General features: G+C 67.8%; 18 protein-coding genes. 10 read left to right on the plus strand and 8 right to left on the minus strand.

What is annotated here, in order from left to right; genetic code table 11:
* Nucleotides 1-57 precede the first annotated feature (57 nt).
* Nucleotides 58-1,011, plus strand: a complete 954-nt coding sequence (argF, locus tag ON22_RS10290; protein ID WP_033245233.1) for an ornithine carbamoyltransferase — start codon at nt 58-60, stop codon at nt 1,009-1,011.
* Nucleotides 1,008-1,517 carry an arginine repressor gene (locus tag ON22_RS10295; RefSeq protein ID WP_051157397.1) on the plus strand — a complete coding sequence of 170 codons (510 nt, stop codon included), beginning with the start codon at nt 1,008-1,010 and terminating at the stop codon, nt 1,515-1,517. Before argF ends, ON22_RS10295 begins: the two co-directional genes overlap by 4 nt.
* A gap of 134 nt (nt 1,518-1,651) precedes the next feature.
* On the opposite strand, the gene ON22_RS34540 is transcribed toward ON22_RS10295, so the two are convergent.
* Complete coding sequence (locus ON22_RS34540) at nt 1,652-3,172, minus strand: serine/threonine-protein kinase (protein ID WP_231508653.1); 1,521 nt, start codon at nt 3,170-3,172, stop codon at nt 1,652-1,654.
* A gap of 249 nt (nt 3,173-3,421) precedes the next feature.
* Nucleotides 3,422-3,568 carry a hypothetical protein gene (locus ON22_RS36640; RefSeq protein ID WP_156052351.1) on the minus strand — a complete coding sequence of 49 codons (147 nt, stop codon included), beginning with the start codon at nt 3,566-3,568 and terminating at the stop codon, nt 3,422-3,424.
* A 306-nt stretch (nt 3,569-3,874) separates the two neighbouring features.
* On the opposite strand from ON22_RS36640, the gene ON22_RS10305 reads away from it, so the two are divergent.
* A complete protein-coding gene (locus ON22_RS10305; protein WP_033245234.1) occupies nt 3,875-5,077 on the plus strand; it encodes an argininosuccinate synthase in 1,203 nt (400 codons plus the stop codon).
* A 397-nt stretch (nt 5,078-5,474) separates the two neighbouring features.
* Nucleotides 5,475-6,896: an argininosuccinate lyase gene (argH, locus tag ON22_RS10310; protein WP_033245235.1), complete on the plus strand. Its 1,422-nt coding sequence runs from the start codon at nt 5,475-5,477 to the stop codon at nt 6,894-6,896.
* 399 nt (nt 6,897-7,295) lie between these two features.
* Here the strand turns inward: argH and idi are convergent, their stop codons facing one another.
* Nucleotides 7,296-7,865, minus strand: coding sequence for an isopentenyl-diphosphate Delta-isomerase (gene idi, locus ON22_RS10315; protein WP_231508654.1), 570 nt, complete (start codon nt 7,863-7,865; stop codon nt 7,296-7,298).
* A gap of 163 nt (nt 7,866-8,028) precedes the next feature.
* On the opposite strand from idi, the gene ON22_RS10320 reads away from it, so the two are divergent.
* Nucleotides 8,029-10,971 (plus strand): AMP-binding protein, encoded by a 2,943-nt coding sequence (locus ON22_RS10320; RefSeq protein ID WP_033245236.1) that lies wholly within the window; start codon nt 8,029-8,031, stop codon nt 10,969-10,971.
* Nucleotides 10,972-11,036: 65 nt separating this feature from the next.
* Here ON22_RS10320 and rffA read toward each other — a convergent pair whose 3' ends face one another.
* Nucleotides 11,037-12,242 (minus strand): dTDP-4-amino-4,6-dideoxygalactose transaminase, encoded by a 1,206-nt coding sequence (gene rffA, locus ON22_RS10325; protein WP_081595467.1) that lies wholly within the window; start codon nt 12,240-12,242, stop codon nt 11,037-11,039.
* On the minus strand, nt 12,239-13,252 hold the full coding sequence (locus ON22_RS10330; RefSeq protein WP_051157400.1) for a glycosyltransferase: 1,014 nt from the start codon (nt 13,250-13,252) through the stop codon (nt 12,239-12,241). Before ON22_RS10330 ends, rffA begins: the two co-directional genes overlap by 4 nt.
* 375 nt (nt 13,253-13,627) lie before the next feature.
* On the opposite strand from ON22_RS10330, the gene ON22_RS10335 reads away from it, so the two are divergent.
* Genes ON22_RS10335 through ON22_RS10345 form a run of 3 tightly spaced genes read left to right on the plus strand, consistent with a single transcriptional unit; the run spans nt 13,628 to nt 14,905 of the window.
* Nucleotides 13,628-13,921, plus strand: coding sequence for a hypothetical protein (locus ON22_RS10335; RefSeq protein WP_156052352.1), 294 nt, complete (start codon nt 13,628-13,630; stop codon nt 13,919-13,921).
* Nucleotides 13,918-14,619, plus strand: coding sequence for a GtrA family protein (locus ON22_RS37395; protein ID WP_231508655.1), 702 nt, complete (start codon nt 13,918-13,920; stop codon nt 14,617-14,619). The genes ON22_RS10335 and ON22_RS37395 overlap by 4 nt, the downstream gene beginning before the upstream one ends.
* A 55-nt stretch (nt 14,620-14,674) precedes the next feature.
* Nucleotides 14,675-14,905, plus strand: coding sequence for a Trm112 family protein (locus ON22_RS10345; protein WP_033245238.1), 231 nt, complete (start codon nt 14,675-14,677; stop codon nt 14,903-14,905).
* A 10-nt stretch (nt 14,906-14,915) separates the two neighbouring features.
* On the opposite strand, the gene ON22_RS10350 is transcribed toward ON22_RS10345, so the two are convergent.
* From ON22_RS10350 to ON22_RS10360, 3 genes are all read right to left on the minus strand, one after another.
* A complete protein-coding gene (locus tag ON22_RS10350) occupies nt 14,916-15,554 on the minus strand; it encodes a TetR/AcrR family transcriptional regulator (protein WP_033245239.1) in 639 nt (212 codons plus the stop codon).
* A complete protein-coding gene (locus ON22_RS10355; protein WP_033245494.1) occupies nt 15,551-16,330 on the minus strand; it encodes an ABC transporter permease in 780 nt (259 codons plus the stop codon). The genes ON22_RS10350 and ON22_RS10355 overlap by 4 nt, the downstream gene beginning before the upstream one ends.
* 98 nt (nt 16,331-16,428) lie before the next feature.
* A complete protein-coding gene (locus ON22_RS10360; protein ID WP_033245240.1) occupies nt 16,429-17,160 on the minus strand; it encodes an ABC transporter ATP-binding protein in 732 nt (243 codons plus the stop codon).
* Between the two features lie 368 nt (nt 17,161-17,528).
* On the opposite strand from ON22_RS10360, the gene ON22_RS10365 reads away from it, so the two are divergent.
* Both ON22_RS10365 and tyrS read left to right on the plus strand, forming a co-directional pair.
* Nucleotides 17,529-18,149 (plus strand): DNA-3-methyladenine glycosylase, encoded by a 621-nt coding sequence (locus tag ON22_RS10365; protein ID WP_033245241.1) that lies wholly within the window; start codon nt 17,529-17,531, stop codon nt 18,147-18,149.
* A gap of 65 nt (nt 18,150-18,214) precedes the next feature.
* Nucleotides 18,215-19,504, plus strand: a complete 1,290-nt coding sequence (gene tyrS / locus ON22_RS10370; protein WP_033245242.1) for a tyrosine--tRNA ligase — start codon at nt 18,215-18,217, stop codon at nt 19,502-19,504.
* Nucleotides 19,505-19,828 lie beyond the last annotated feature (324 nt).

Here is a 19,828-nt window from a genome sequence, read left to right on the forward strand (position 1 = left end):
GGCGGTAGCGGAGCGTAACCACGCAGCGCTTCCGATCATGTCGAAAGGACACTGCTCATGACCGCTTCGCCCGCCGTCCGGCACTTCCTGCGTGACGACGACCTGACTCCCGCCGAACAGGCCGAGGTTCTGGCCCTGGCGGCCGAACTGAAGAAGAACCCGTTCGCCCGCCGCCCGCTGGAGGGGCCACGCGGGGTCGGGGTGATCTTCGACAAGAACTCCACCCGCACCCGTTTCTCCTTCGAACTCGGGATCGCCCAACTCGGCGGGCACGCGGTGGTGGTCGACGGACAGAACACCCAGCTCGGCCGTGATGAAACCCTGGCCGATACCGGCCGGGTGCTCTCCCGCTACGTCGACGCCATCGTCTGGCGCACCTTCGGTCAGCAGCGGCTCGAGGAAATGGCCGGAACGGCGACGGTTCCGGTGGTCAACGCACTGTCCGACGATTTCCACCCGTGCCAGGTCCTGGCGGATCTGCAAACCGTCACCGAACACAAAGGTGATCCGAAGGGCCTGGTCCTGTCCTACTTCGGCGACGGTGCCAACAATATGGCGCAGTCGCTGGTGCTCGGCGGAGTCACGGCCGGGATGCATGTGCGGATCGCGGCGCCGACCGGATTCCAGCCGGCGAAGGCGGTGCTCGCCGCCGCCCGCGCCCGCGCCACGGAAACCGGCGGCAGCGTGACGGTCACCGACGACCCGTACACCTCCGCCGCGGGCGCCGATGTCTTGGTCACCGACACCTGGACCTCCATGGGTCAGGAAAGCGACGGCCTGGACCGGGTCGCACCTTTCCGCCCGTATCAGGTGAACGCCGGACTGCTCGCCGGCGCCGCCAAGGACGCCATCGTCCTGCACTGCCTGCCCGCGCATCGCGGCGAGGAGATCACCGACGATGTGCTCGACGGCCGGCAGAGCGTGGTGTGGGACGAAGCGGAGAACCGCCTGCACGCCCAGAAAGCGCTGCTCGCGTGGTTGCTGGAACGCGAGGGCGCACAGCGACGATGAGTGAGGCTCGTACGCATTCCACCGGCCCCATCACGGCCGCCACCCGGGCAGGCCGGCAATCGCGAATCATCGCGCTGCTGGCCGCGCACCCGGTCCGCAGCCAGACCGAACTGGCCAATCTGCTCGCCGCCGAAGGGATCGAAACCACCCAGGCCACACTGTCCCGCGATCTCGACGAACTGGGCGCGGTCAAACTCCGCGCGGCCGACGGCGGCGCCGGTGTCTACGTGGTCCCGGAGGACGGCAGCCCGGTCCGCGGGGTCACCGGCGGTACCGGCCGGTTGGCGAAACTCCTCGGCGATCTGCTGGTCTCCACCGATTCCAGCGGCAATATTGCGGTCCTGCGCACCCCGCCCGGTGCGGCCCATTTCCTGGCCAGCGCCCTCGACCGGTCGGTCCTGCCCTACATCGTCGGCACCATTGCCGGCGACGACACCATCGCCGTGATCGCCCGTGAACCCCTGACCGGCGCCGAACTCGCCGCGAAAATCGAAAACCTGGCCTGAGTTTGCGGCAGGAGCGCGGCGGCGCCGGTTCTTCGGTACGGAGGGGCCGGTACCGGCGTCACCTTTCCGGATCACGGCGCATACGTCTTGTCCGGAAACTGGTTACACGGAATCGAGATGGCCGGGCGAGGCCGTTACGGCCAGCGTGGCCGGTTCCGGAGTGCTGTGCGGTAGGCGATCCAACGGCCGGTCGCGCCGAGACAAGCACCCACCAGGCCGATTGTCGAAGTGACCAGCAGGATTGCTGGTATACCCCATAAGAGGTCTCGCACGAAAATGTACGGGGAGGCCGCGAAGGTGAGAGCCCCGATTACCGAGCCCAACCCGGAACACGCAATGGTCAGAATTCGCCCGAGGCTTCTGCCCGACAACAGGAGAAGCCAGGCGCTGTTCCAGAGGAGAACGAGCATCCCACCGATGAGGAGCGCCACGGCCATGTTCGCGACGTCCGGGCTGCCCGCAGCGATGGAACGTGCTGCCGCTACGAGTCCGACCAAGAACCCGATGGTCCCGAACAGCGCAAAGATCAGTGTGGCAATCGCTGCAGTCATGGCCGTAGCCGCCGATGGTTTCGGTCCGAGCCATTCCGCCGGAGGGCTCGCCCATGCGGCATGCGGGCCCGGGGCTGCTGCGGCAATCGGTGCGGGCGGGGGCCATGCCGGTTGAACCAGGCTGCCTTTCCGGGGGCCACGCGGGTTGAACCGGCTGGTGCTCCGGTTTTGGGCGGCAGGGATCGGGTGTCCGTATGGGGAGCTGTTCGCTATGGTCGGTGCCGAGCGGGCCATATCCGCCGCGATCTGCCGGCCTTCGAGGGCGGCGCGCACCGCAGCGGTGAATTCACTGCACGTCGCGAAGCGGTCGTCGCGCTGTTTGGCCATGGCCCGTTCCAACACCGCATCGATAGTCCCGGGTAAATCCGGGCGTGTGGCGGTGAGCCGGGGCACAGGCTGGGATATATGCCCCATCACCACCTGGCCCGGGTTCGTCGCCAGATACGGCGGCCGGCCGCCGAGAATCGCGAACAACGTGCAGGCCAGCGAATACTGATCGGAGCGGTGGTCCACAACCTGCCCGGACAACTGCTCCGGCGATCCGTAGGACAGGGTCGCGGAGAAGGTTCCGGTCGCCGTGACCTTCGTACTGGTCGGGTCGGTGAGCCGGGCAATTCCGAAATCGGTGAGCACCGCGTGGGGTTCGCGGAAGGCGTCGGCTTCGGAGATCAGGATATTGGCCGGTTTCACATCGCGGTGCAGGACACCCCGGCTGTGTGCGTAGTCCAGTGCCGAAGCGGTCTCGCCCAGCAGCCGTACCACCGTGTCCGCCGGATGTGCTCGGGGATCCAAGGAGGCGGCGTCGGTGCCGCGAATGTATTGCATAGCGATCCACAGGCGCCCGTCGTCGGTACCGCGATCGAGTACACCGACAATGCCGGGATGCTCGAGCTGGGCGATGACATCGGCTTCGCGTTCGAAACGGCGGACGAGTTCAGGGTCGGTGGAAACTTCGCGGTTCAGCAGCTTCAATGCGACGCTGCGCGGCAATCGTGGATGCCGGGCGAGATACACGGTCCCCATACCGCCTTGGCCCAGTACGCCTTCGATCTGATATCCGGCGAATGCCGAACCCACCCCCTGCACTGCTGCTCCCTTCGTCACTTTTCGAACGCTGTGACGGTACCGCACCCTCGGGTGGGCAGTCGCTGGGTCGCTGCGGATCTGCGAGGTAGGTAGAAAAGGTGCAGTGCCTGGGCGACGACCGACGCAGGGCGGTCGTCGACGACGCGGCTCGCTGACCGCTCGGGCCGCGGAGGAGTCAGGCAGCCGCAGAAAGTGCGTATTCTCCTCGGTCCTGGAGTGACGACCCGGCTTCCATTACGTGGATGCCTTTATGGTCGCGGGCTCGATTCAGTGGTTGTTCACCAGTTCCTGCAGGAACGGTGTGGCGAGTTCGATGCCCATCACGCCCAGCGCCAGGGCGGCGTTTCCCAGCGTGACGACGATGAAGCCGATGGTCTCGTAGTTGTCCTGCGCCCACTGCTGCAATGTCTGCACGGTCTTCTCCTCCCTTCGCGATTGCGCTGATGGGATGTGACCAGCGTCGCACCTCTGCGGTGGGTGGCCAAGGGCTGTTATCGAGTTGGGAGGCGGGGTGTGGTGTGGTTATCGCAGGTAACGGCCCATGCGACCCCCGGTTATGAATGAGATTGCACCATCGTGCATAATCATTTGCAACGGCGGCGCGAGCCGGACCGGCAAAGGGCCAGCATACTGCTGGACAGCGGTCACCGGATCCCGCGGAAACCGCGCACCCGAGAACGAACAGCAGACCAACGCATACATCCTAGGGAGCACCAGAACATGTCCGATCGCGTCGTACTCGCCTACTCCGGTGGGCTGGACACCTCCGTGGCCATCAGCTGGATCGGCAAGGAGACCGGCGCCGAGGTCGTGGCCGTCGCCATCGACCTGGGGCAGGGCGGCGAGGATATGAACGTGGTGCGCCAGCGTGCCCTGGACTGCGGCGCCGTCGAAGCCGTGGTGGTCGACGCCCGCGACGAGTTCGCCGACGAGTACTGCCTGCCCACCATCCAGGCCAACGCCCTCTACCAGGCCGAGTACCCGCTGGTCTCGGCGATCAGCCGGCCGCTCATCGTCAAGCATCTGGTCGAGGCCGCGAAATTCCACGGCGCCTCCACCGTCGCGCATGGCTGCACCGGTAAGGGCAACGACCAGGTCCGGTTCGAGGTCGGTATCGGCGCGCTGGCCCCCGACCTGAACGTGATCGCCCCGGTCCGCGACTACGCCTGGACCCGGGAGAAGGCCATCGCCTTCGCCGAGGAGAACAAGCTCCCGATCAACGTCACCAAGAAGTCGCCGTTCTCCATCGACCAGAACGTCTGGGGCCGGGCCGTCGAAACCGGATTCCTCGAGGATCTGTGGAACGCGCCCACCAAGGATGTCTACGACTACACCACCGACCCCACCGTCAACTTCGAAGCCCCCGACGAGCTGATCGTCAGCTTCGACCGCGGTGTCCCGGTGGCCATCGACGGCCGCCAGGTCAGCGTCCTCGAAGCGATCGTGGAACTGAACCGCCGGGCGGGCCGCCAGGGTGTCGGCCGGCTGGACATGGTGGAGGATCGCCTCGTCGGCATCAAGAGCCGGGAGATCTACGAGGCGCCGGGCGCCATCGCGCTGATCACCGCGCACCGCGCCCTCGAGAGCGTCACCCTCGAGCGGGAACTGGGCCGGTACAAGCGGCAGGTCGAGCAGCGCTGGGGCGAGCTGGCCTACGACGGTCTGTGGTTCTCCCCGCTCAAGCGCGCCCTCGACGCGTTCGTCGCCGAAACCCAGCAGCACGTCAGCGGCGATATCCGCATGGTCCTGCACGGCGGCAACGTCACCGTCAACGGCCGGCGCAGCGAACAGTCGCTCTACGACTTCAACCTGGCGACCTACGACGAGGGCGATACCTTCGACCAGTCGCTGGCCAAGGGTTTCGTGCAGCTGCACGGCCTGTCCTCGAAGGTCGCGGCCAAGCGCGATCTGAATCAGAAGTAGAAGGACGCCACGCCCGGTCGCCCGCAACGGCGGCCGGGCGGTTTTCGCAATCGGTCGCCGGGCGGTTGGATGGTCTTCGAGCGGTCGCGCCTCGCGTCCGGACAGGAAAGCGGGTGAATCCGGCCGACTGCCGTCGCCCGAGATTCCGCGGCACAGCCGTTCGGCATTCCGGGTCCGAGGGGCGCGGCGTCGGCGGACGGTCCGCGCTGCGGTCGGTACGGTACTGCGGAATCGGTTCGGACGCCCGTGGTGGGCCGGAGGACGACTGGTCGTCGGTGGCGGGAACAGCATGATCGTGGAACGAACCCAGAATGCTGCGCAGTCGCTCCGGAGCGGCCGGACGCGGCGACAGGCAGAACCAATACCGTAGGGGCCGACCCGGCCGGCATATCGAGACGTGGGAGAGACAGTGGGCACCAACGAGGGCGCGTTGTGGGGCGGGCGGTTCGCATCCGGTCCCGCCGAGGCGATGGCGGCGCTGAGTAAATCGACCCAGTTCGACTGGGCCCTCGCGCCCTACGACATCCGGGCATCCAAGGCGCATGCCCGGGTGCTGAACAAGGCCGGTCTGCTGTCGGAATCCGATCTCACCGCGATGCTCGCCGGCCTCGATCGGCTGGCTGCCGACGTCGAATCGGGTGCCTTCGTGGCGGCCGAATCGGACGAGGATGTCCACGGAGCGCTCGAACGCGGGCTCATCGAACGCGTCGGCACCGAGCTCGGTGGCCGGTTGCGGGCCGGGCGGTCCCGGAACGACCAGGTCGCGACCCTTTTCCGGATGTGGCTGCGCGACGCCGTGCGCCGGGTTGCCACCGGGCTGGTCGCCGTGGTGGACGCCCTGGTCGAGCAGGCCGCCGCCCATCCCGACGCGGTGATGCCCGGGAAAACCCATCTGCAGGCCGCACAACCCGTGCTGCTGGCGCACCATCTCCTGGCGCACGCCCACCCGCTGCTCCGCGATATCGACCGGTTGCGTGATTTCGACAAACGCGCCGCCGTCTCCCCGTACGGGTCGGGTGCGCTGGCCGGTTCCTCGCTCGGGCTCGACCCGGAAGCGATCGCCGCGGATCTGGATTTCGATGCCGCCGCCGCCAACTCCATCGACGCCACATCGTCGCGCGATTTCGCCGCCGAGGCGGCATTCGTGCTCGCGATGATCGGCGTGGACCTCAGTCGGATGGCCGAAGAGGTCATCATCTGGAGCACTCCCGAATTCGGCTATGTCACCCTCGCCGATGCCTGGTCGACCGGGTCGTCGATCATGCCGCAGAAGAAGAACCCCGACGTCTCGGAACTCACCCGCGGCAAAGCCGGACGCCTGATCGGCAACCTCACGGGACTGCTCGCGACGCTCAAGGCGCAACCCCTCGCCTACAACCGGGATCTGCAGGAGGACAAAGAACCCCTGTTCGATTCGGTGGCCCAGCTGGAACTGCTGCTGCCCGCCATCGCCGGACTGGTCTCCACGCTGACCTTCCACACCGAGCGATTGGCCGAACTCGCGCCCGCCGGGTTCACCCTCGCGACCGATATCGCCGAGTGGATGGTGCGCCGCGGCGTGCCGTTCCGGGTCGCGCACGAAGCGGCAGGCGCCTGTGTCCGCGCCGCCGAGACGCGGGGGGTCGGGCTCGACGAGCTGACCGACGCCGAATTCGCCGCGATCGATCCCGCCCTCACCCCGGAGGTACGCGAGGTTCTGACCGTCGAGGGTTCCGTGGCATCGCGGAACGCTCGCGGCGGCACGGCGGGGGAGCGAGTGCGCGAACAGCTCGCCGAGGTACAGCAGGCGGCCGGCGATATCCGCGCCTGGCTGGGCTGACCAGCGCGTATATTCCGCATCTCGACGGGGTGCGGGCGTGCTCGTCGAGGCTGCCGAAGGTGGCGGGGGCGCGGCTTGCGAGGTCGGCGGTCCGCTGCCGGGCGATCCGCGTGTTGCGCGGCGCCGCCCGGCTCTTGGTGCGGCAGGGGTTGTGCCGGCCGCCGGTATCGATCACGGCGTGGCCGATCCGCCATCTCTGCGCCGGGGTCGTTGTCGGCCACAGGGACGGCGACCGGAGCCGTGGCCCGCCGACCGAGACTCCTCGACAAGCGCGTGGAACGCCAAAGGTCTGGTGCGACATTTGTTCATACTTAGATATGCGCATCTAAATATTAGTTCTCCATCGGGGTCGAGAGGTTGATGCAACAGGGAAGATGCCGGAGATTATCGCGTCGAATTTCAGGGAATGAGCGGCTGGGCGGTGGCGACCTCGAGCACCCCGGCGAACCACGGGCTGAACTCGTGCGGCTCGTCCCGCATCTGCCGGCGCAGGTCGTCGGGATTCATCCATCGGTACGTGGCGACCTCGGCCGGGTCGGGTTGCGGGGCCGCATCGTCGAGCAACCCGATCAACACGTGATCCCATTCGTGCTCGACGTAACCGGTACGCGGATCTTCGGCGCGGTACCGGTAGACCCCGACCTCGGTGAGCGCGACCCGCAATCCCATCTCCTCGCCCAGCCGGATACCCGCGGCCTCCGCGACCGGCTGGCCGGGTGCCGGGTGACCGCAACAGGTGTTGGACCAGCGCGCGGGAAACCGGGTCTTGCCGAGCGCGCGCTGTTGCAGCAGTAACTGCCCGCGGCTGTTGAAGACGAGTACCGAGAAAGCCCGATGCGGTGCGCCGGGGGCGCGGTGGGCTTCGGAGACCGCGCACGATCCGACCGTGTTACCGGCTGTGTCCACCAATTCCACGGGCAGCGATTCCCGGTCGGTGGGGGCGGTCGGCAGCTGGGTCGTATCGGTCACGTTGCCACCTTATCGGCGCGGGCGGATAGGTCCGCCGAGGTGACGGGTACATGATGTAGATGTCACAACGGACGGCCGGTCCGGAGTGCGATATGGCAGGCTTTGGTACATACCTTGTGGTTTGTGAGGTAGACCACGCCACGGGCAGGGCTGGGAGTGGAACGTGAAGTTGAGTGTGCGAGGTTTGGTGGGATCGGCGCAGCGGGTGATGGCCACCGCGCAGAACGGTCTCGAAGTCATCCGCTTCGGCGGGCTCGGACGCGATACCGATTCCTCGCCGTTCGAGATCGTCGAGCGCCGGCCCATGTACCGGTTGCGGCACTATTTTCCCGCGGAAACCGGTGGCGGTCCGGTGGTGCTGCTCGTGCCGCCGCTGATGGTGAGTGCCGATATCTGGGATGTCAACGGTGACGACGGCGCCGTCGGGATTCTGCACCGCGGCGGAATCGACTGCTGGGTGGTCGATTTCGGTTCCCCCTCGACAGAGGAGGGCGGCTGGCAGCGCGATCTGGCCGACCACGTCCTGGCCGTGCACAGCGCCATCGACACCGTCTGCGCGGAAACCGGCCGCACCGTGCACCTCATGGGGTACTCGCAGGGCGGGATGTTCGCCTATCAGGCGGCCGCGTTCCGTTCGGGAAAAGGGATCGCGAGCATCGTGACCTTCGGCAGCCCGGTCGATATCGTCGCCGGGATGCCGCTCGGGCTGCCGCACGCCGCGGTGACCGATCTGGTGGATTTCGCCGCCGACCATGTCGTGCCCCGGTTGCCGATCACCGACCGGATGGTGCGGATCGGTTTCCAGCTGCTGGATCCGGTGAAAACCACGAAGGCACGGATCGACTTCCTGCGTCAGCTGCACGACCGCGAGGCCCTGCTGCCCAAGGAACGCCAGCGGCGGTTCCTGAGCAACGAGGGCTGGGTCGGTTACGCGGGCCCCGCGGCGGCGGATCTGCTGAAACAGTTCGTCGTGCACAACCGGATGATGCTCGGTGGTTTCGTGATCCGCGATCAGCCGATCTCGCTGGCCGATCTCAAATGCCCGATCCTGGCGTTCGTCGGCGAGGTGGACGAAATCGGTCAGCCCGCAGCGGTGCGCGGGATCGTCCGTGCCGCGCCGCGCGCCGAAGTCTACGAATCAACGGTGGTGTCCGGGCATTTCGGCTTGGTCGCCGGTTCCATGGCGACCAAGTGCACCTGGCCGCGAGTGCGGGACTGGGTGGGCTGGGTCGAGGGCGGCGATCCGCTGCCCGAGGAGATCGTGCCGATGGCCGACCAGCCGGCCGGGGACGCCCCGCGGACCGCGCTGATACGCGCCGTGCACACCGCTACGGCGCTGGCGGAGGCCGGTGCGGGAGTCGGCCGGGCACTGGAGCAGGTGGCCGCGAACACGGTCCGCGGCTCGGTCGGTCTGGTCGAGGGCGCGGCGCGGACGCTGCCCCGCCTGACCCGGCTCGGCACGATCCAATCCGGAACCCGGATCTCGATCGGCCGGCTGATGGCCGAACAGGCCCGCCGGACACCCAACGCGGAATGTTTCCTGTTCGACGACCGGGTGCATACTCATGCGGCGGTCGATGCCCGGATCGAGAACGTCGTGCGCGGGTTGATCTCGGTGGGTATCCGCCCGGCGACCCGCGTCGGGGTGGTGATGGAGACCCGGCCCAGTGCTCTGGTGACACTCGCAGCGCTGTCCCGGATCGGCGCCGTCGCGGTGCTGCTGGCACCCGACAGCGATCTGACCACCGCCCTGGAACAGACCGGGACGGTGATCCTGGTGTCCGATCCGGAGAATGTGCGCCACGCCGTGGCGACCGGTGCCCGGGTCCTCGTGCTCGGTGGCGGCGATTCGCGGGGCCTGGCGGTCCCGGCCGGTACCGATCTCGTCGACCTGGAACAGATCGATCCGCAGCGGGTCCACATTCCGGGCTGGTACCGCCCCGACCCGGGCCGGGCGCGTGAGCTCGCGTTCATCCTGGTCTCCGGCACCGGCGACCGCCTGGATATCAAGTACATCACCAACCACCGCTGGGCATTGTCGGCGTTCGGTACCGCCTCGGCGGCCTATCTGGACCACAAGGACACGGTGTACTGCCTGGCTCCGCTGCACCATTCGTCGGGTCTGCTGGTGAGCCTGGGTGGCGCGATCGCCGGCGGAAGCCGGATCGCGCTGGCCAGATCGCTGGACCCGGCCCAGTTCGCCGAGGAAGTGCACCGGTACGGGGTCACGGTCGTCACCTACACCTGGACGATGCTGCGCGATATCCTCGACGCCGAAGTCTTCCCGGCCGGGTATCCCCATCCGATCCGGCTGTTCATCGGTTCCGGTATGCCCGCCGGTTTGTGGCGGCGCACGATGGAACAGTTCGCGCCGGCCCGGGTCCTCGAGTTCTACGCCTCCATCGAGGGCGATGTGGTGCTGGCGAATGTGCCCGGAGTGAAATTCGGTTGTAAGGGCCGCCCGGTGCCCGGCACGGCGCGGGTCGAACTGGTGGCCTTCGACCCGGTATCCGGCCAGGTCACGGTGGACGACAACGGGTACGCCCGGCGTTGCGCGGACAACGAGGTGGGGCTGTTGATCGGCTCCGCCGGTGCGAACATCGATCTTTCTCGCGGCGGATTGCGCGGAGTGTTCGAACAGGAGGATTCCTGGCTGCCCACCGAAAACCTGTTCCGCCGCGACAGCGAAGGTGATTACTGGCTGGTCGACCGGATCGATACGGTGATCCGGACCCGTCGCGGCCCGGTGTTCACCCAGCCGATCGTGGATGTGCTCAACGATATCGCCGCGGTCGATATGGAGGTCGCCTACGGGCTGCCGTCCCGGGACCGGGTGCTGGCGGTGGCGGCAGTGAGCGTGCGGCCCGGTTACGAGCTCGGTGCCGCCGATGTGACCGAAGCGCTGCGGTCGCTGCCGCCCGGGCAGCGCCCCGACCTGGTCTACGTCGTCGACGATATTCCGCGGAGCCCGTCCTACCGGCCCTCGGCCCACGCGGTGCAGGAAACCTACGCGCCCCGGCCCGGCCCACACACCTGGTGGTACAACCCGGATTCGGAGACCTATGAGGAGCTCACCGAGGTGGGTTCGCTGGGGCTGCTCACCTGAAAGCCGGCCGCTGCCCCGGGGGTCGGTAGAGCCGGGGACCAGCGGCGCCGGCTGCTCTCCGGCGCTCAGCAGCGGAACTCGGTGACGGCGGTGAGCACCCGGTCGAGCTGGCCGCGGGTGAGCATGGGCCACAACGGCAGCCGGACGATCGTCGCCGCGAACCGCGCGCTGCGGGTGCACGGGACCGGCGCACGACCGTATTTGAGTCCCGCGGCACTGGAGTCGAGCGGTACGTAGTGGAACGGGGCCACGATGCCCCGCGCAGCAAGATGCCGGATGAATGCGTCGCGGATCTCCTCCCTGGGCATGCGGAGATAGAACAGGTGGGCGGTATGCCGCCGATCCGGCGGCACGGCCATCGGCGCGACGCCCTGGCTCGCCGCCCACGACGCCACTCCGGCCGCGTAGGTATGCCAGACGCGGTGCCGGGCGCGCTGGATCGAATGGAATTCGGTCAGTTGCGCGTCGAGCACCGCGGCATTCAGTTCACTGGGCAGATAACTGGATCCGATGTCCTGCCACGAGTACTTGTCCACCTGTCCGCGCAGGAAACGCGCTCGGTCGGTGCCTTTCTCCCGGATGATCTCCGCGCGCCCCATCAGGATGTCGTCGGCGAGTAGCAGGGCGCCGCCCTCACCGCAGTGCACGTTCTTGGTGTCGTGAAAACTCTGGGTGCCCAGGGTTCCGAGCGTGCCCAGGGCCTTGCCCCGCCAGGTGCCGCCGAGGCCGTGCGCGTTGTCCTCGATGAGTGCCAGGCCGTGCCCGCGCGCCAGATCGCCCAGCGCGGCCATATCGGCTGCCACTCCGCCGTAGTGCATCACCACGATCGCCTTGGTGTGCTCGGTGATCGCCGCCGCGGCGGCCGCCGGGTCGATATTGCCGGTCGTCTCGTCGATATCGACGAAAACACAGGTCGCGCCGTGTACGGCGAACGCGGTCGCGGCGGAGGTGAACGCGAAACTGGGCACGATCACCTCATCCCCGGGACCCAGTTCGAGCAGCAGGGCGCCCAGTTCCAGCGCATGCGTGCACGAAGTGGTGAGCAGAACATGCGGGGCGCCGGTGATCTCGGCGAGTTTCGCGGTGGCGGCGGCGGTGAACGGGCCGTCACCGTGGCAGTGATCGGATTCGAGCACAGTGGTCACATTGGCCAGTTCGGCGGACGCCCGGTACGGCCGGCTGAAGATGATCCGGTCGCTGCGGTCGCCGCGGAGAGGTGGGGGCGCGGTGTGGTCACGTCGCGCTGTCGTGGCCGTCGCCGTCCCGCTCATCCGGCCGCCACCTCGGCACGCGGCCGGGTGAGCGACTGCGCGGTATCGGCCGGCGGCCGGGGTGTCGGGGATTCGATGGTGAGGTACAGCGGTTTACCGACCAGGATGTGCAACACCACGCCGAGGTATTCGGCGATGAGCCCGAGCGAGAACAGCAGCGCGCCCGAACACAGCAGGAGCACGACGATGATCGATGCCCAGCCCTCGGGATTGCCGTCGCCGCCGGTCACCGCGGACCAGATGATCACCGCGGCCAGGATCGTGCCGGCTGCCGCCAGCGTGACCCCGAGCAGGCTCACGACGCGAAGGCCGCGAGTTCCGGTGCACAGCACCATCTTCCAGAACAGTGAGAACAGGCGCCGGTAGTTGTATCCCGATTCCGGGCGGCCCTCGCTGCGTAACCGCACCGGAGAGGTCGCGGTCCGGCCGACCACCCAGGTCAGTGCGACATCGAGATAGGCGCCGTTGGCGGCGACCTCGGCGAGGCGGCGCCCGATATCGCCCCGGATCAGCCGGAAGCTCTCGAACCGGGTCGAGTCGGGGAACGCGAAAAGGCCGGCGAGAACGAGTTTGGCGCCGCGGGAGGTGAGGTTGCGCAGCGGCCCGTGCGGGCGGGTGTTGGTGGGCCGCGAATACACCAGATCTGCGCGCTGCCGGTAGGCCGTATCCAGGAATTCGGTGATACAGGCCGGATCGTGCTGGCCGTCCTCGTCCATGGTGACGATCCAGTCGCCGCGCGCCGCCGCCATGCCGGCGATAGTGGCGGCGTCCTGACCGTAGTTGCGGCTCAACCAGATCGCCCGTACCAGCGGGTTCTCCCGGGCCAGCCGCTGCAGAACCAGATCGGATCCGTCCGGCCCGCAGTCGTGCACCAGCACGATCTCGGTCACCCGGAAACGCAGACCGCCCGGTGTGGTGGTGGTCGTGGCGAATTCGTCCAGTTCCCGGACGAGCCCGGCGACAGTCTGTTCGCCACGGTAGACCGGTACGACAACCGAAACCCCGCACACTCCGGGCGAATCGGGATCCGGTCGGTGATATGTCGTGCCCGGCTGGGGCCACGGTGACCCGGGAGCCGGGTGGTCGGTGGGGCCGGCCGATACAGGCCGGCGGGTGTCCGGTACGGAAACGGACCTGGGCGGAAACGGCATTGGCGAGATCGACTTTCGACGGAGGATAACGCGTGCCGGGTCTCGATGACGCTGGTGAGCCCGAGAAATGCGAACTCTAGCAGGTGTACCCGGCGCTGTGCGGGCAGATTCGATATGCGTCGTTACGGTCGATTGCCGGACCGCGGCCGGTAGGGTCTGGGACCCGTGGCGGATGGTCGAGCCGATGATCGGCGGGATGTGCTCCGGTGGGGTCGAATGTGCGCGGTGGGGGCGGTGGCCGCCCATTCGGCGGTGCTGCCGGCGAATCTCCGGCATTTCTACACCGGCGACACCGAGGCCCGGTACGCGCCGCTGTGGGTGATAGCCGGACGTTCCCTGCGGGAGGGGAAGTCCGCGGTGCGGGTGCCCGGGCGTCGGCCGGCCGGTGCGCACACGATCGAAGAAGCCGGTCTGCTCGATCCACCGCAGGCCGGGTTCGAACACGAACACATCCGGAGCGTCCATCTGCGCGGCCCTCGGCCGAGCGGCCCAGCGCCCACTGAACGGGAGACCGGAACGAAGTCATGACGAGCGAGCACACCGAAACCCCGGCTCACGGCGCCGGCCACGACGGTATCGCGCGCGAACATCACCGGCCCGGCGATCACGAGGAGCCGGACCGGCTCTCCGCGGACTCCCGGCACGTCATGGGATCTGTCGATGGGGTCCAGTTCCCGAAGGGGCCGGAAACATCCGGTGGGCGCCCGGTGCGGGTCGCAGCCGAGTGGGGAGATCCACCGGACGACGCCGTGCGGCGCTCGGGTGTTCCGGCCGCATTGCTGTCCGGTACCGGCGCGGGGAGGATCCGCGGCGATGGACGGGGCGCGCTTCTTCGTCTGGTGCGGCGCAGGGAAATCGCATTCGCGATGGTCGGGGTCGTGAATACCGTGATGGGTATCGGGCTCACCGTCGCCTGGCTGGCGGTGCTGGGGGAATCGGTGCCGCCGTCCGTGGGGGTCGTTGCGGCCTATTGCACCGGCATCGGTGTCGCGTTCGTCCTGCACCGCCGACTGGTGTTCCGGGTCCGCGGGCGGGTTCTCCGTGATTTTCTCGGGTTCGCCGCTGTGAACTGCGGGGGTCTGGTCGCCAACGCGGTGCTGCTCGAGGTCGCCGTGAACCTGTTCGGATTCCCGCGGGCGCTGTCCGCCGTGGTGGTCATGGGTGCGGTAGCCGCCGGCACCTTCTTCGGCCACCAGTACATCTCGTTCCGCCGGCCTGCGGTGTGAGCGCGATATCGGAGGGCGCCGGTGCTCGATCCGTGGCCGGGTACGCTTCCATTCCATGTCCGAGCACACCATTCTGGATCCCACGCTGCTGAGCCTGCTGGCCTGCCCGCAGGACAAGGGGCAACTGCACCTGGTCCGCGCCGGCGACGGCGCTGACGTGCTGTACAACCCGCGATTGCGCGTGGCCTATCCGATCGACAACGGGATCCCGGTACTGCTCGCCGACGAGGCCCGCCCGGTCGACGAGACCGAGAATGCCGATTTCGCGCGCCAGTTCGGCGAATAGCACCGGGCATTCATTCCGCGCCGCCCGCCGCCGGAACCTCACCGATATCGCCGGTGAGATAGCGCTGCACCGTGGGTCCGACGGCAGCGACGAGCCGGTCGAGCGGCAGTTCGGTGACCGGATCCAGCTTCACGATCTTGCGCGACATGATCACGCCCATGATCTGGGACGCGGCCAGCGCCACCCGGAGCCGGCCGTCGTCGGTATCCGTGGCGATACGCCGCCGAATCCGCTCGAAGATCACCGACAGCAGGAAATCCCGCGCCGGCGAGGTGTCACCACCTGCGACGAGGCTGCGGAACAGGGCCACGGCACCGGTACCCGCAGGCGAATCCCAGACGGCAATCACTGCGCCCACCAGGGTTTCGCCCAGTTGATCCAGGGGGGTCGTATCGACCCGGCCGAGTACGACCTCCGGGTCGACCGGTAGTTCCACCACGGCCGCGAACAACTGCTGTTTCGTCCCGAAATAGTGGTGGATCAGGGCCGGGTCGACGCCGGCGTCCGCCGCCAGCGCGCGGATCGAGGTCTTGTCGAACCCGTTTTTCGCGAATCGCTGCCGGGCCGCGTCCAGGATCGTTGCGCGGGTATCCGAGGTACCCGGCCTGCGTCCCGGCCGGGCGGACCGGTGACCGGGTGCGGCGCTCATGCGGTGCGCCTGCGTAGGGTCGCGGCGCCCAGGCACAGGGCCACCGCCGCGAATCCGGTGACGATCGCCAGGTCACGCCACATCAGCCCGGTGGGGCTGCTGTGTACCGATACCTCGTGCAGCGCGTCGACGGCGTAGCTCAGCGGCAGCACATTGCTGATCACCTCCAGCCAATCGGGCAGCTGTTCGCGTGGCACCAGCAGCCCGCACAAGAAGATCTGCGGCGCCGCGACAACCGGCATGAACTGCACCGCCTGGAACTCGGTCCGCGCGAAGGCGCTGCACAAAAGCCCCAGCGCGACCCCCAGCACCGCGTCGACCATCGCGATGAGCACCACCCACCCGGGGTTTCCGGCCGCGTCCAGGCCGAGCAGGCCGAACGAGACCAGGCAGGCGACGGCCGCCTGCGCGGCGGCCGCGAGGGAGAACGCGGTCCCGTACCCGCCGATCAGATCGAGTTTGCTCAACGGCGTGGTGAGCAGCCGCTCGAGTGTGCCGGAGCTGCGCTCGCGCTGCATGGCGATGGCGGTGATCAGGAACATCACGATGAACGGCAGGATCCCGAGCATGCTGATCCCGACCCGGTCGAAAAGGCTCACCGGCTGCTGAGGTGTGGCCGGTACATCCTGGTAGATGAAGTAGAGCAGGGCCATCAGCAGCGCCGGTACCACCAGGATCATCGCGATCGTGCGGTGATCGTTGCGCAGTTGCCGCAGGATCCGGCTGGTGGTCGCCGCATACGCCGCGAGCGGCCGCGGCCCGGTACCGCGGTCCATGACCTGTGCGGCGGGGGCGGGATGTCCCGGTGCGGCGTCCGTACTGCTCTCGGTAGAAGAGGCCGCATGTTTCCCCAGGTCGCCCGGGGTCGATCCGCTCATGCCGGTTCTCCCATCGTGATGAGGGCGAGGAAAGCCTGTTCGAGGTTCTGCTCGCCGGTGCGTTCGCGCAGTTCGTCGGGGCTCTGCTGCGCCAGCAGCCGGCCGTCTCGCATGAGCAGTAGCCGGTCGCAGTGTTCGGCCTCGTCCATCACATGGCTGGATACCAGCAGGGTCGTACCGCCGGCCGCCAGCTCTCGGAACTGTTTCCACAGTTCCACCCGCAGAACCGGGTCCAGCCCGACTGTCGGCTCGTCCAATACCAGTAGCTCCGGTGCGGCGACCAGCGCGCATGCCAGCGACGCTCGTGTGCGCTGTCCACCGGAGAGTTCGTCGCCACGCTGGTCGCGATGGTCGGACAGTCCTACAGCGCCGAGTGCCGCATCGACCGATTCACGGCCCGCGCCGTAGAGCGCGGCGAAATACGCGACGTTCTCGTGGACGCTGATATCGGCGTAGATGCTCGGCGCCTGGGTCACGTAACCGATCTGCCGCCGCAACCGGGCACTGCCCGCCGGTGCCCCGAGCGCCGTGATCTGCCCGGCGGTGACGATCTGAGTGCCCACGATGCTGCGCATGAGGGTGGTCTTCCCGCAGCCCGAGGGCCCCAGTAGCCCGGTGATCGAGCCGCGCGGGATGGTCAGCGATATATCGCGCAGTACTTCCCGTTTACCGCGTCGCACCGTGAGGTTCCGTACCTCCACCGCGTCCTGCGTACCGGTCACGGACATGAGCGGCCCCTGTTCATCCGGTTGGAATTCATCGTGTGTTGAATTCTTCGCTTCATACGCCGCGCACCGCAAGGCCTGTACGGAAGAAACGCGTCAACCCGGTGCGACATCCCGGCCGGAACTGCTTTGTCGACAGGACGCGGAGGAGCTCGGAGGTCCTGCTCCACTGCCGGTATCGCCCCCGATTCGAATGCACGCCGAGAGCGTGGGGCACCTGGCCCGCGGACACAACGGCACGCTGGAGATCGGTCCGGCGCCGACCGCCCTCACCGTCCAGCCGGCGAAACCAGGTTGTCCGTGTCCGGGAAGAGGTGCTCGCACACCCGGCCCCGGCGCCGTCGGCGCGCACCGGTTGCGACAATCCTCGGGTGAGTGCCGAGGAACTGGCTGTTGATCCATTGACCGCCGCCCGGCGCCTGCTCGGTGCGACCCTGTGGTCGGGCTCGGTGGGCGCCTACCTGGTGGAAGTCGAGGCCTATGGTGGTGACCCGGCCGGCCCCTGGCATGATCCGGCCGCCCACTCCGGGCGCGGCCGCACCCCGCGTAATGCGGCGATGTTCGGCCCGCCGGGCAGGCTCTACGTCTATCGCAGCTACGGAATGCACACCTGCGCGAATATCGTCAGCGGGCCGGACGGAGTGGCCTCCGGTGTGCTCCTGCGATCCGCGGAGATCATCGCCGGCCACGATATCGCCCGTGCCCGCCGCCCGGCTGCCCGTGGTGCCGACGACCTGGCCCGCGGCCCCGGCAATCTGGGCAGTGCCCTCGGAATCCATATGGACGATTACGGCACCGATGTCTTCGATCCGGATTCGGTGATCCGGCTGGAACTCGGCCCGCCCGCCGATCCGGCCCGGATCCTCGCCGGCCCGCGGGTAGGAGTCAGCACCGAGGCCGACCGCCCGTGGCGGCTCTGGTTGCACCACTCCCGCGCGGTATCCACCTACCGCCGCAGCCCGCGCGCACCACGTATCGAGGAATCGGCCTGAGGCGGGGTCGGGCATCCGATCGCACCGCCCGCAATGCGCTTGCGGTAATACGCGAAGATGAACCCGTGAGCAGCGACATCATCGACGAACTGACCTGGCGCGGTCTCATCGCGCAGTCCACCGACCTCGACGCGCTCCGGGAGGCGCTGGCCACCGGCCCGCGCAATCTCTATGCCGGTTTCGACCCCACCGCCGCCAGCCTGCACGCTGGGCATCTCGTCCCGCTGCTGGCCCTCAAACGGTTCCAGCGAGCGGGGCACCGGCCGATCGTCCTGGCCGGTGGCGCAACCGGACTGATCGGCGACCCCCGCGACGTCGGCGAGCGCACGATGAACTCGGCCGATACCGTCGCCGCCTGGGCCGACCGGATTCGTTCCCAGCTCGAACGGTTCGTCGACCTGGACGATTCGCCGACCGGCGCCCTCATCGTGAACAACATGGACTGGACCGGCGCGCTGAGTGCCGTCGACTTCCTCCGGGATATCGGCAAACACTTCTCGGTGAACGTGATGCTCGCCCGCGATACCGTCAAACGGCGGCTCGAAGGCGAGGGCATCTCCTACACCGAGTTCAGCTACATGCTGCTGCAGGCCAACGACTACCTGCAGCTGCGCCGCACACACGACTGTGTACTACAGGTGGGCGGCTCGGATCAGTGGGGCAACATCATCGCCGGTGTCGAGTTGAACCGGCGTGTGGACGGGGCAGCGGTCCACGCCCTCACCGTTCCGCTGGTGACCTCGGCCGACGGCAAGAAGTTCGGCAAATCCACCGGCGGCGGCAGCCTGTGGCTGGATCCGGAACTCACCAGTCCCTACGCCTGGTTCCAGTACTTCGTGAACACCGCCGATGCCGACGTCGTCCGCTACCTGCGCTGGTTCACCTTCCTGGAACAGGAAGAGCTGGCCGAACTGGAGGTGGCGACTGTCGAACGGCCGCACGCCCGTGAGGCCCAGCGCCGGCTGGCGGCCGAGATGACCACACTCGTGCACGGTGCGGACAACACCCGCGCCGTACAACTCGCCAGCCAGGCACTGTTCGGCCGCGCCGAACTCCGCGATCTCGACGAGCCGACGCTGGCAGCCGCAGTGCGCGAGGCCGCCGGCGAGGGCGAGGTCGCGGAAGTAGTGCCCGGCCAGGACACGATCGTCGACCTTCTGGTGGCCGCGGGCCTGTGTGAGAGCCGTGGCGCGGCCCGCCGCACCGTGAACGAGGGCGGAGCATCCGTGAACAACGAGCGGGTGAAGGACCTGGATTGGACCCCGGAAACCAGCGACTACCTGCACGGTAAGTGGCTGGTGCTGCGACGCGGAAAGCGCAATTTCGCAGGGGTTCGGCGGGGTGCCAGAAATTGATCTTGGTGGGCTGGGTCACAAATTCGCGATCCGGCCCACCGGATCGCCCGTCTGCAAGCCTCTGACCAGCGCAAACATAGCCTCGAAGTGGCGATTTGACGTAGCGTTATCCGCCGCGTAACTTATTCAACGTCAGAGCGACACGGACACCGACCAGGGGCCCGGAGCGAGGCGGAAACGCCGAGCCGGAGGGACCAGGGACAACGAGGTTGTACGAGGAGCGCCTGGCAGATCGGCCGAAGATGCGGAGTTTGACTCTGAGCCACTGGCCGGTTAAGGTAGAAAACCTGCCCCAAACGAAGTACTGGTTCGCCAGTCACTGAG

This window comes from Nocardia carnea NBRC 14403 (assembly GCF_000308515.1).
GTDB classification, from domain to species: Bacteria; Actinomycetota; Actinomycetes; order Mycobacteriales; family Mycobacteriaceae; genus Nocardia; species Nocardia carnea.